This window comes from Bacteroides sp. AF25-38AC (genome assembly GCF_003602995.1).
Classification (GTDB): domain Bacteria; phylum Bacteroidota; class Bacteroidia; order Bacteroidales; family Bacteroidaceae; genus Bacteroides; species Bacteroides uniformis.
Map to the genome: position 1 here is coordinate 1 of NZ_QTMD01000028.1, position 13,961 is coordinate 13,961.

7 protein-coding genes are annotated in these 13,961 nt (G+C 46.9%); all 7 read right to left on the bottom strand.

Annotated features, from left to right (window positions below):
- Positions 1-76 precede the first annotated feature (76 nt).
- Positions 77-829 (bottom strand): carbohydrate-binding family 9-like protein, encoded by a 753-nt coding sequence (locus DWY55_RS16710; RefSeq protein WP_119993114.1) that lies wholly within the window; start codon positions 827-829, stop codon positions 77-79.
- Positions 826-2,226: a family 10 glycosylhydrolase gene (locus tag DWY55_RS16715; protein ID WP_008662717.1), complete on the bottom strand. Its 1,401-nt coding sequence runs from the start codon at positions 2,224-2,226 to the stop codon at positions 826-828. The genes DWY55_RS16710 and DWY55_RS16715 overlap by 4 nt, the downstream gene beginning before the upstream one ends.
- A 5-nt stretch (positions 2,227-2,231) precedes the next feature.
- Positions 2,232-3,458, bottom strand: coding sequence for a DUF5009 domain-containing protein (locus tag DWY55_RS16720; RefSeq protein ID WP_008662716.1), 1,227 nt, complete (start codon positions 3,456-3,458; stop codon positions 2,232-2,234).
- An 11-nt stretch (positions 3,459-3,469) separates the two neighbouring features.
- Positions 3,470-5,920: a glycoside hydrolase family 9 protein gene (locus DWY55_RS16725; protein WP_120178160.1), complete on the bottom strand. Its 2,451-nt coding sequence runs from the start codon at positions 5,918-5,920 to the stop codon at positions 3,470-3,472.
- Between the two features lie 424 nt (positions 5,921-6,344).
- Positions 6,345-7,946, bottom strand: coding sequence for a SusD/RagB family nutrient-binding outer membrane lipoprotein (locus DWY55_RS16730; RefSeq protein ID WP_005834583.1), 1,602 nt, complete (start codon positions 7,944-7,946; stop codon positions 6,345-6,347).
- Positions 7,947-7,961: 15 nt separating this feature from the next.
- Positions 7,962-11,051, bottom strand: a complete 3,090-nt coding sequence (locus DWY55_RS16735) for a SusC/RagA family TonB-linked outer membrane protein (protein WP_005830357.1) — start codon at positions 11,049-11,051, stop codon at positions 7,962-7,964.
- Between the two features lie 947 nt (positions 11,052-11,998).
- Complete coding sequence (locus DWY55_RS16740) at positions 11,999-13,804, bottom strand: AMP-dependent synthetase/ligase (RefSeq protein ID WP_119958541.1); 1,806 nt, start codon at positions 13,802-13,804, stop codon at positions 11,999-12,001.
- Between the last annotated feature and the right edge of the window lie 157 nt (positions 13,805-13,961).

Here is a 13,961-nt window from a genome sequence, read left to right on the forward strand (position 1 = left end):
ATGAATGATGCCGATTCAGATCAACTGAACCTATGGGAAAATTTCTTTGGACAGTAGTGCAGAACACCCTAAAGATTTATTCAAAAAACAAGGTGCCGAAAAAGGCCGGACAGTGAAACATGGGGTGTTCCAGCCGGATAGGACTCCAAGAAAGGAAATGGGGAGTCTGGAGCTTGTCACCACACTTGTAGAAATTCCCTCTCATTGTTTTCCCATCCAGAGAACCGACGGAATGCTGGAAGAAAGCAGAAACGGGAATAACCATGACCAGTTCCCAGCTGCACTCGCCCAAACGTTCCTCGAAAGGTTCGCCGCCCAACGAACTCCAACGTTTCACCATGCCCAGCACCTCCTGACTCGCCGTGGGACGGCGCTCATTGACTGCACCTCCCTGAATCAGTAGTCTGCCGACGCAGTTACATTCGAAATTGTAATAGCGGTCATCACCTTCGGGAGATACGAAGAATTCCACACAAGCATCCTCCCATACCCGGCCATTGTCTCCGGAAGCCACTGCACGCACACTGGCTTCCTTCACTTTGTAGTGGAGCAGGATTTCGCGCCCCGTATGGGCTATGCGGAAACTCACTTCCGGCTTATAGGGGTAATCTTTCCAGTTGACCACATCAAGGGGCTGAAACTCTATCCCGTTCCCGTCCAGCAAGGACGGCACAGCCCCACCTTCCGGTGAAGCCGTACACATTACTTTCCTTACGGGCAAACTCTTTCCACTCTGAGCATTGCAATAAACCATGCCTACCATCGAAAACACAAAGAGCAGAAAGAGTTTGCTCCCGTAATCTCTCACTATCATAAAACGTCCTTTCATTTCTTAGAAGAATCCTTGTCTGCCACTGTCACATCCCATCCGGAAACGACATCGCCGTAAAGATAGAACGTCACGTCAAAAGTAGTCTTGCTATTATTGTCTACCACCTGATAACAGCGCGTTGCGTCGTAGGAATCCACCTCCTTGTACTCGCCCAATGCCAGCGGAGCCGGCTCTTCCTTACCGGCAGCCGTGGCTATGATTTGCTGCATGCGTTCCTGCATCAGTTTCATAATGCCTTCGTGTTTGAACGGATCCGGTTCGGCCACCTTAGGATAGGTTGCCTTTATCACTCCACCGTTGGCGGCACGCACGGCTCTGACACTGTCCGTATAAGCCTTGAACTGCTTCTTCACCTCCGGAGAACGCAGACCGAGCATCGTAAACACGGCAATTCCCTGGGCGCCGTTGTTCAAGGCGGCATCCATGCACTCAAACATCATCGGCCCGTCCGTGGCGGTCATGCCACAATACAGCGTCGTCATGTCGTTCTTGTCGCGTGCATTCTCCACCGTACAGTCGGAAATGAAGCTGGCATCGCCCGTATAGAAAGTATGGTAAACCATCGGGAATACAATGTCAAGATTCCATTTGCCCCAGTCCTGACGTACCATGCGCGAGGACATCTTCGGAGTAGGGAACGGAGAGGCAGCCATTGTCTTGCCGTAGGAGTGTACCACTTCGGCAATCATATTGGCCACTTCGGTTATCTGGTCGCAACGGAACTGACGCCACTTCACATCAAGCGAAGGGTCTTCCTGTTCGCGAGGGTCATAACCATGCTGCTCCTTGAACTTCTTGAGCATTTCCGGATGATAGCCGTAATCCCATGCAGCGTATTCACGGTCCTGCACAATGCCGTAGCGAGGCCACAAGGTAGTAGGAAGCACCACATCCACAAAACGGTGGTAGTCGATGGCAATGCCGTTCAAACCTTCCACTTCGCAATAGGCCTTGATTTTCTCCTTGATGAACTCACGGACTTCGGGCAGTGCCGGGCAAAGGAATTTGTAATAGCCTACGTAGGCGGTAGTGTCTGCCAGGCTCTTGCCGTTACGGTTCACACTGAACCATTCGGGATGTTCTTTCAATATTTTGTCACGGTCGTGTTCCAGATTCATGGTCCATAGCCAGGCATACACTTCGATTCCGTGTTTATGGGCAATCGGTATGGCTACCCGGTAATCGTCGGGAGTCGGTGCATTCAGCATGATTCCGTCCATGCCGATGTCGTTCATCACTTGGCAAATGGAGTCGAAGTTCATACCGGGACGATAGTCCAGCCACGTCCAGAACATGGGATATTCTTTGTTTGTCTCTTTAGTTCCCTGCTGGCACGAAAACAGGCCCAGCGCCAGGAACAGCAATAAGAATGCAGGTAAAAAGTTCTTTTTCATTCTATCTAAATTTTAAGTTTAACGTGCAGTTTTTCCATCACCCAGGTAACGCCGATTACCACAAAGGCAAAGCAGAGGCAATTGACCAGTCCCATGAATCCATGCGTAAACCAGTCCGGCAGGATAACACCGGTCACATCGGCGAATCCATAAAAGACATAAGGCACCAGATAGGTAGTCAGCGTAGCCGTTCCGGCAGGGCGTATCAGATTGAACCAGCCCGTGACCTGATGACTGACCAAGCAGCCAAGCACCGTATAGAGTGCCACGGAAATGGCAGTTACATAGAACACCCAGGGAGGAGTGCCGCCTATCTTGGCTACAATCCAAAAATGATGCGCCCCTATCCCGGCCAACAGAAGCAGGACAGCAGCCGTCAGCCCGTTGCGAAGTTTCCAACCGTCACCCTTGTCGGCATAGCGGGCACTGAGAATGGAAAGGATGATACCTCCCATTGTAAATGCGGGCAAAGCTCCGTTGCCGATGTGCAGGATGCCCAGCATACCTTGATAGAAGTTACGTTCGGGAAAGGTAAGAATGGCCTCGCCGCCAAAGCTTTCGCGCAAAGGCGTGCCCAACAGACATATCAGAATGAAGACTCCCCAGATGGGCAGCAGATACTTCAACCGGTCACGGCTGAAGAAATAAATCACGGCACATACCAGATAAGTCCAGCCGATGGATCCCAATATTCCCCAATAAGCCCCGAATACACCTTCCTGCGGATTGCGGAAGGTAAAGGCAAGGTAGAGAAGAACCAATACGCCGATTATCTTGAAAGCACGGAAAAGGTTCTTCTGAGTACCGGAAGCCGGTTTCGGATATTGGTTCCACACGCCGATAAAGCCTATGGCCATCAAGAACCAGTATACCCCTATCGGATAGGGAGCTTCCGGTGAAAGCCGGAACTCCGAGTTTGTGATGAATGCCCCCATCACCAGCAAAGCAAAGGTGCGGGAAAGGATATGTCCTAAGGTGGATTCTGCCGAAAAGCCTTTGGCATATCTGCGTTCGATGGCGTATGGTATGGACATTCCCACTGCAAACAAGAAGCAGGGGAATACAATATCCGCCAGTCCCATAAAGTCTTCACCATAAACGGCATGTTCCAGCCAATGGGGTACGTCATGCACTTTCCAGAAGTCATTGACGAAAATCATGGTGAACATGGTCAACGCCCTCAGCATGTCAATGGCCGGATTGCGCCGTGAATAAACAGTCTTGTCACTCATATCATCTTGCTTTAGAATTCGGAAACCAACATCAGCCATCTGGCAGCCGAAGAGCCCCAGACTTCCTTATAAGTAGCCGTATTGAACTGCGGCCAGTAGGGAGCATCTTCATTGAAATAAGACTGCATACCTACGGGTATCTCTCCTACCGTTTCTCCGGGCAGTGCCGTATAGAGCTGCGGATAGTTGCTGCCCTCCCCATAAATCATGGACTGTCCGAAAGGATTCCTGCCTACAACCCAGAAGAGCTGCTGTTCGGCAATGTCTTTCAGTTCCTTGTCCTTCAACACTCTGGCGCAAATGGCTGCGGCTTTTCCGGTAGACAAATGTACGGCAATATTTCCTTTGAACGAGAACCAGACGGGGAATATACGCAAGTAATGCTCCTTATCCAGACGGATACCGTTCTCGAGCTGTTCTTTGAAATCCTTCGCAGCACCACTGCGAATGCCTACCTGGACGGCGTAGAAGTTGACGGAGTCCTTCACTTCATCCTTGTGATAGATGCCGCTGGGCACCATTCCATAAGGATATACATACTTCATGATGTTCTTCAGATAACCGCCATAGAGTTTCATGGCACGAATCCACTGCTCATACTCGGCATGACGGGGCTGCGTTTCGCAGAGGGCGGCAAGGGCTTCCATGTAGGCATAATCGCGAGACTGATGAGTATAGTGTACAATGGACTTCTTTGCCAAATCGCGATAGAAGAAGCCGCAGGTCTTGTCTTTGTCTTTCAACGGTTCGGTGCGCTGGCACTGCAAGGTGTAGCGGATGGCTTTTACAGCCTCATCGGCATACTGCTGTTCGCCGGTCAGCTTATAGAGCATGCTGGCCGCCCATGAGATGTTGGCGTGATACTGGCTCTCGGATGCCATGGCGGCATGTCCCCCACCCTTCTTTATCAGCTCGGCAAAGCCAAGTTCGTTGAAGCGCTTCATGGCATAGCCGAAGTCTTCCTTTGCAATCTTCTTCAGATTACCCTTAAGCGACTCGTCATTTTCAATCCTCATGGAGGCATACGCTTCAATTCCTGCAAGCAGGAAATTCTCCAAAGCTCCGTTATGGACAAGCAGTTCGCGGCGACCGGCATCATCGTCGGTGCCCACCTTACCGTCGGTCCATAGGTTGGTGCCCCATGTCTGTGCACGGTAGCCATCGCCCAGACGGGTCTTCATCACATAGTCCATTCCCCACAAAGCCTCTTCCATCAGGCGGTTGTACAAGTCTATATTGCCTTTTTCTTTGGCACGTTCGGCCATCAAGAGCAAGGAATAGGCTATCTCTCCCGTCTGTAAGGTCTGTTGGGACATATCGGCGGCATCGTGCCATCCTCCGTTTATAGGAATGATATGTCCGTTGTAAGTGGCATGCAGGTCATTATGACAAGCCCCGTGCTTTCCGGGAACGGGATAACCGCAACGCTCGCAGAACAGGAAGTTCACCATACGCCAGGCAGAATCATCCCACACATCCTGATGGATATAGAAAGGCAAGGTGGTGACATCCCCTACCTGAATGACGTAACGGCCTTGTGTCTTGAAGTCCGAGAAGTCTATTGTCTCGAACTCTCCCAGGCCGGTCTTTTCCTTACGAACGGGACCGGTATAAACAATGGCCTGCGTAGCGGCATCCTTCAACTGGAACTGTCCGCCGTGCTTTTCCACATTGACAATGGCGCTTTTGGGGCTCTCTATACTATAACCGGTAGTAGAGAAGATAATGCGGTTCTGTGCAGGCATCCAGCCTTTCACGGTTTCCGGGTTCTCCACCTTCTGAAGTTCCACGGCATCTACATCGAAGCGAAGGAAGTCGCCCATAGTACGTTCTTTGCCGAACACTTCGATGGCAAATGAAATCTTGGTTACCTTGTCGCGCGCCAGTCCAGACATCTCGACGAAGCATTCGTTCCATTGGTTATTTTTCAGATTGATTTCGTGGTAGCCTTCCCGACCGTAAATGTCGGGTACTTTTATTTCTCCGTCATTCTCCACATAAAGGTTGAGGTAGATGCTGCGTGCTCCTTCGCACGTGGGATAGATATAGAACTTCAGGCGGTTGTAACCTTCCCAGTTCACACCTCCTATATCATAAGAGGCCATGCAAGTACCGCGTCCCAACCCCCAGCCGAGAATCTTTTCCGGATGGGCGGGCGCTTCCAGGCGCAGGCTGTACTTGCCGGACTTGCTCCGTTCGTCAGTCAAACCAATCTTACCGATGCCCTTGTGCGACCATTTGGAGAAATCCTCCATATCACACAGCATCACAGTTTCCAACACTTTCTTTTTCAAGCCGAATGTTTCGAAAGCCTTTGTCTCGTCGAGCGGTAACGGACTGTGCACGTAGCCCGTGCTGACGATGTCGGCTTTCAACTTTTCATCTACTTGGGCATGAAGCAAAACAGCCGGGGCACAAAGCAGACCGGTCAACAAGCAGAGAGGTTTAATGAGTTTCTTCATAATATATTTTTTAAGATTAAATCAGGCTATTGAAAAATGGGGTTCAGTAGCCTGATTGTGCTAAGTTAAGAATTCCCCTTTATAGTAAGAACCGACGAGAAGGTTCAAACCCTAATGTAAAAGCGCAGGTTATTAGTTAATTATTCTAAACCAAGTCAGTTCAGTCGTATACTGAATGCAGCGCATTATAATAACACTGATAATCAAGAAGCTGCAAAGCGAGTACAAAACATCGATAAATTACAACAAATTATTAAAATATCATTGTACTCACTTCGTAGCGGATACATAAAAGAATTTGGGTACGGTGACCCTATATCAATATAACATTAGGAGAAGTATGAAAAACAGATTTCATACTTCCCCTTAAAAAAACATGCTTCAAAAAGTCCTCATCACTTAATCTCTATGATAATAATGCGGATTAGAAGTTCGGTTTATCTACATCCCAGAAGATGCGAGTACCGCCATTGTCCGGTCCGCCCAACATTTCGACGGCTTTGGCATAACCGGTAGGATTATTGCCTTTTTCATTGATGGTGAAGGGTAAACGGCGTGGGCCAAGATCTGTATCAATCTCACCTTGACTGTAGTTCACCATTACCGGGAATAATTTGGGATAACCAGTGCGACGTATCTCAGCCCAGCCATTCATACCTTCAGGATAAATAGCAATCCAGCGTTGTGTGGCAATCTTAGCAAATTTTTCCTCGTTACTCAAAGACTCGTCCCATTTAGCAGTCACCTTGCTCTGGCCTTCAATGCTGGCAGCGGGAATAACGGGGTCTACATACGCTGCAGCAGTAGTCGTACTGCTTAAATAATCGCCCACAGCGGCTCCCCATTGTTCGAACGATGTCCGTATACCCTTTTCATACAAGCTCTGAGCGGTGCCCTTACCATTTACATCCCAACCACGCAAAGCAGCTTCGGCTTCCAACAAAATGGTTTCGGCAGCAGTTGCCAAAATAGCAGGAGAGGTTTCTGTCAAGTTGGGTCGACTTACAATCGCCTTATAGGCATCCGAAAACCCTTCTTCTTCCAGTCCTTTAATACCAAGACGAATACCAAAATATTCACTCTTGCTGTTCTGTGTAGCATACTTATCAAGACGCGCATCGCCCATACCAGACAAGATAGAAGGAATATTAGCACCTAAAACACCATCTCCATAGTTGAATGCAATACCGTAAAGCGGATTGACATAACCGTTTCCTGCAATGCCGAAATTAGCATCATTGGTTTCAATCAATCCATTACTATCGTTCATGGCAGCTTCCGCCTCACTTTTTGCCCAAGCAGCATCATACTTCACAATACGCATGGCCAAACGCAAACGAATGGTGTTACACAACTGCGCCCATTTGTTCAAGTTACCTCCATAGGCATAATCAAACATCATAAACGAAGCCACATCCTTTTCTTTAGCAGTACGCAGCACGTCTGCAGCTTCTTTCAATTCTTCAAAGAATTTTTTATAAGCATCCTGTCCTGAATCATACTCACCACCAGTAGCCGATTCGCCATAGTGAGAATAGATAATACATCCGTATTGGTCGGCAAGACGCGACATAGCTATTACGCGGCAGATGGTATTGATAGCCTCGAAATGGGCATACGTCTCCATATCGTCTTTGCACTTGTTGGTGATTTTCAAGCTTTCCACCATTACGTTTCTATAAGCATAATCCCAACAGTTGTCATTCCATCCTGCATTCATGGCATAGGTCACATTACTTACATTGCCGGCAAATGCAGTAGCCGTACTGATATAGCCTGACCACAAATCGGCATTCAAATTTTGAATAAGCTGATATTCCCATACATTGACACCTGCATTTTTATTATAATAGATAGACTGCATCATGGGAATGAAGTGCATACCAATGTAGTTGTTATCTTGTTTTAGTTCTTCATCGCTCACTCCCTTCGGATTAGTGTTCATATCCTCGAACGCTCCCGTACATGCCGAGAATAAGGTAGCTGCCAGCAGCGCTACAGCTGTAAGTCTAAATATATTTTTCATAATCATATCTACTGTTTAAAAATTAACTTTCAAGTTGAACCCAATCGAACGGTTGGTAGGCATACCAAACACATCAACTCCTTGCAGACGGTTGCTGGTAGAAAGCATGCCATCAGGATCATATGGAGCATTGTTCTTGAAGAAGAACAGATTGCGGCCTACAAGTGAAACCTGTGCGTTCTTAATGACACCAGTCTTTGCCAACCAAGCCTGAGGCAGACTATAGCCAATGGAAAGTTCGCGCAAACGTATGTTGGTAGCACTGTACATATAATGCTCGGTCACACCCGCACGGCCACCAACCTGATTATAGAAGCCTTCCACATCTGTAATTTGACGGCCTTCCAGCATCACGTAACCACGGTCACGAGCATCACCCGTTGCCTTGCTTACTCCCTGCTGATCGAGGTCAGCTTCCGTCAAAGACATCACTTCACCTCCAAAACGTCCATCAATCAAGAAGTAAAGAGAGAAGTCCTTCCACGTGATTGTATTGCTCCACCCCAAGTTAAAATCAGGAGTAGAATTACCCAGTTTCACCGGATTTGTCTTATCCACCAATGGAAGTCTATCACTATCTTTTTGTCCTTCTTTTGCAGGTTCATACTGAATATTGCCTTTTTCGTCACGTACAAAAGTAGTACCGTAAATGTCACCAAACGAACCACCTACTTCTAAACGACTCCATACATTGTTACTTTCGCCACCGCTAAATGTAAAATAACCAAAGTCATCACCAGCCAGTGCCTTTGCTTCGTTCTTATTGGTTGCAAAATTAACACCGGTTTTCCAGCGGAAATCCTTAGTCATGACAGGAGTTCCATTCAACATAACTTCGACACCGGTATTCTGAATATCACCGGCATTGATGTAATATCGGGCGTATTGTGAACCTGACGGAGCATCCAACGTAAAGAGTTGATTCTTTGTATTAGTCTTATAATAAGTGAAGTCGAACTCCAAGCGGCTATTGAAAAAGCGCCACTCAGTACCAAACTCAATGGAAGTAGTCATTTCCGGTTTCAGTTCTGCAAACGGAGCTGTACTGTTGAAATTGATGCTACCACTCTTTGTAATGGAGTTGAGAGGATTTGAAGTATAAGTATTCAAACCGTTACCCACCTTTGACCATGCACCGCGAATCTTACCTAAATCAATCCAAGAAGGTAATTTCAATGTTTCGTTCAGCAACCATGTCACACCTACTGACGGATAGAAAAAGCCTTTGTTTTTGTATTTGGTAAATGCCAATGTTGAAGTCCAGTCGTTACGTGCTGTCACGTCCACATAAATCTGATCTTTGAAGCCTACCTGACCGGTGAAGAACACACTCTGGCTTTGAGTATGGGTTTTCCAATCGGTCAATGAGCCCTTGTTCAAGGAGCAGTTCTGCATAGTGAATACGTTGGGCACAGAGAGTATACCCGGATAGGAATCGAAACCTGTACCGTTTCCTGTATAATCGTTGATGCTGGCACCTACCGAAGCATTGACACTGAAGTTAGTGAATTGCTGTTGATAAGTAAACAAAACATCCCCATAAGAAGAAAGGCTACTTGATTCACCGTAGATGTAACGACCGTTAGTTCCTGTTCCAGCCGGATTCATACCACACAACACCGGGCTGGTACCTGCATACATACGTGTATTATTCTTGTCTACAACATAGTCGGCACTACCACGAGCCTGTATACTGAACAGGTCATTGAACTTATACTTCACACTCAGATTCAACAATGTACGATAACGGGTATCCTCATTCGGAACCTTATTAATCAACCAATAGGGATTCTGCTCCATATCAGTACCTTGAGATTTATACCAGTTCTGGTCCATTATGTTACGACCGGCATTAAGAATCTGATAATTATCTTTGTAGTAGTTAAAGTCCTTTCCACCTTCAACACCACCACGCGGGAAGTGATAAAGACCTACCAAAGGATTCATGTAATAACCTCCCGAAGTAGTACGGTTGTTCCCCCTTTGATACATCGCATTGATATTGGCATCAACAGTCAGTTTGTTATTGAGGAAGTTGGCAGTTTCGCGAAAATTGAAATTATGCTTCACCAAGCTATTACCTTCCACCACGCCCTTGCCGTAAGTATTAGCATAGGAAAAGTAAGTTTGCATAGCTTGCGAACCCATGCTCAACGAGAGCGAGTTGATAGTAGTGACACCTGTTTTGAAGAAATCGTCTGTATAGTCGGGACTACCTTTGATATCACTGCCCCAACTGGTTGACACACCCGTATAGTGATTCTGGAATTCGGGAATACCGTATGCAGCTATATCGAAAGTGGTGCTGGTATTGAAACTGATACTGGCGCGTCCTTCCTTGCCCTTCTTAGTGGTAATAATCACCACACCATTGGCAGCCGAACTACCGTAAAGTGCAGCAGCGGCAGGGCCTTTCAATATGTTCATGCTCTCAATATCATCGGGATTCAGATTGGAAATACCGTCGCCACGGTCGTAGTTACCACTGTCGTTGTCTCCGCCGATAGTAGTTGAGGTATTTTCGTTGGTAGATGAACCGAACGGTACACCGTCTATTACATACAACGGCTGGTTACTTCCGCTTACCGAACGGTTACCACGGATAATCACTTTGGAAGAACCTCCCAAACCGGAAGAACTCTTATTAATCTGCACACCTGCCGTCTTACCGGCCAATGCATTCATCATATTGGGGTCTTTCACACGTGCCAGTTCATCACCGTTTACCACCTGGGTAGAGTACGTCAGTGATTTTTCTTTCTTTGCGATACCCAATGCCGTTACCACCACTTCATCCAGCAGCTTGGCATCATTCTTTAATGTGACTCTTATCGTCCCCGGAGTGATGGGAACTTCTTGTGTTATCATACCTACGAAAGACACTTGCAGGATTTTCGCACCTGCGGGCGCATCTGTAATAGTGAATTTGCCGTCTAAGTCTGTTACGGCTCCGGTAGTGCTTCCTTTTACCAATACGGAAGCTCCGATAATCGGTTCATTGTCCTCAGCTGAAATAACGATACCGGTAATGGGGGAATTTTGGGCTGCTACCCAACCGATGGCTGCCAGCAGGCAAACCAAGGTCAGCATAATTCTTTTTTTCATAAGCTGTTTTTCGGAAAATAAATATTAGATTAAATGTGTGTTAAGTTAATAAACAGATTCTGATGGGGTCTGTCTTTCCGATTGACAAGCAGGGTTGAATGTCAATCTCATTTGTTTCTTTTTGTATGCTACATAGGCTATTAGAATGTTACGGTTAATACTCGAGCTTATTAAAATGTCTCTTATTCTGCAGATTTCTTTTTAAGCTTCGTATATAAAACCGGGTAGAGAACCGCAACCCTATCGAGAAACAGAAGTTTATTTGCTAATAAAAGTTAATCGGGTTCGGAAGAAGAAGGAAAAACTAATACGATTTTCTTAATGTTGCCCTCACCGCCCTCACTCACTTCCCGAACCGCCCTGTTCATCGGCATTACATGGGTGAGTGAGGGCAAATAAAAAGGGTGAGGGCAAATTTTGCCCTCACCGGTGTTCGGTCTGTCCCGTTCCCTTGCTTTCTCTTGTCTCGTCCCCTTCTTTCTCTTGTTGTGTCCGCTTCTTTGTCTTATAGAGGCTTTGAGTTTCTGAGCGGCTCACTATAGTGGTCTGACTCGTTCACTATAGTGAACGGAGTTGTTCACCATAGTGAGCTGATTTGTTCACCCGAGTGAGCCGACAATGAACAAAGGCTGTTTCGGGGACAGACACCAAGCGTTTGAGGGATAAAGCAACGGGGAAAGACGGACTGAACAAGGGGAGCGTTCCGGACTACGTGCTTGAATCCCGTGACAGATGACAGACGGTTCTTCCCCTTTATCTTTGAAGAAGCTGTTTTGAAATGATAAATCCCCATTTATCTACCAGGCTGTTTTTTAAGCCTAACTAACGTGCACATACTCGAGAGTCCTATCTGCCAAGGGCAAGTCCATACATAAAACAAACCGTCCGGCCCGGAATGAAAATAATTCACTCCAAGTCGGACGGTTCAAAAACAAACAAATGGAAATCTATTCCTCGTACATCTTGTCAATCAGCCCCTTGTAGTTCTTTGCCACTACAGAGCGTTTCAGCTTCAGCGTGTTCGTCAGCTCGCCACGCTCCATGCTGAACGGTTCGGTCAGGAGCGTGAAGCGCTTCACTTGCTCGTAATGGGCGAACTGTTGCTGCAAGGTATCGATACGGGCACGGAACAACGCTTGTATCTTGGAATGTTGCAGTAACTCATCCATATTGTTGTATGCAATGCCTTTCTCCTTGGCATAATCCTTCACAAAGCCATAAACGGGAACTATCAAAGCGGAAACAAACTTACGCTCATCGGCAATGACAGCAATCTGGTCAATGTAACGGTCAATAGCCAGCTTCGTTTCCAATGCCTGCGGTGAAATGTATTTTCCGTTGGAAGTCTTGAACAAGTCTTTGATACGCTCCGTCAGATACAGATGGCTATCCTTCAAATAACCGGCATCACCCGTGTGGAACCAACCGTCACGGTCGATGGCAGCAGCCGTTGCCTCCGGTTTCTTGTAGTAGCCGGTAGTGATAGTCTTACCACGAAGAAGTATCTCGTTGTTCTCGCCAATCTTCACCTCCACATCAGGCATCACCGTACCTACGGAACCAATCTCATAGCCTTCGTTGAGGAAGCAGGAAACGGTAGCCGTAGATTCCGTCAGACCATAGCCCACCACCATGTTTATACCTACAGAATGCACAAACTCGCAGATTTCATCGGGCACAGCAGCACCTGCCGTAGGGAAGAAATTACCGTTCTCAATACCTATCGTCTTCTTCAGCAGAGCATAAATGGTCTTTTCGTAGAACTTGTATTTCAGATGAAGCATCATCGGAGGAGTCTTTCCTTGGCGCAAATAATCAATGTTATGCGTCCTGCCCACCTTGATGGCATCCAACATCATCGCCTTACGCAGACCGGTTTCCTGGGAAATCTTCTCCTGCACACCGGCATAGACTTTCTCCCAAAAACGGGGTACACTGCACATCAGTGTAGGGCGTATCTCTTTAATAGTAGTTTGGATATCTTGTGGACGGAGATTGATGCAGACCTGCACTCCCCGATGTATACAAAGGTAGGTCCATGCCTTTTCGAATACATGGGTCAGCGGAAGGAAGTTCATGGAAACATCCCGGTCTGTCATGAAAGGCAATCGGATATCATGAATGCGGAAAGCCTCTCTATAATTGAAATGATGGAGCATGACACCTTTCGGCTCACCGGTAGTACCGGAAGTATAAAGGATATTGGCGAGGTCATCATCTGAGGCAGCTGCTGTACGTTCTTCTACAATGGCATTGTGCTGCAACTCTTCATCCATTGCCATAAATTCATCAAAATAGATGGAAGTCATGTCGCGCGGATCTTTCACCACAGCACGGTCGAAGATGATGAGCTGCTGCAGAGACTGGCAAAATCCGAACACGCTGAAAGCGGCATCGTACTGGAACTGCTCGCCTACAAACAGATAACGTATCTGTGCATCGTTGATGATATACTGTGCCTGGGCCGGTGAGCTGGTAGCATACAAAGGTATAGTCACCGCCCGGTTGGCGAATGCACCGAAATCAGTAAAGAGACATTCGGGTTTATTCTGCGAGAAGATACCGATATTCTCTTGTGGCTCTATTCCCAAAGCCACCATTGCATTGGCAGTCCGGCGTACAGTCTGTGAGAACTCTTTCCAAGAGATGGGTATCCATTGTGCAGTTTCATAGTCCCTGTATTTCAGGGCTATTTTGTCTCCATACTTCTCTGCCTGGCGGTGCACCAGAACAGACAAATGATGATAAGTCATAACTTTTGATATTGGTAAATACGGTACAAAGGTAGTGGTTTCATTTGAAACTAATTTGATATTAGCGGGTAATTATTCAAACTTTACCTTTAAAGTATCCGACCATCCGTTAGCAAATTATCCACAAAAGAAACTTTCTTTACCATTAAAACAATAG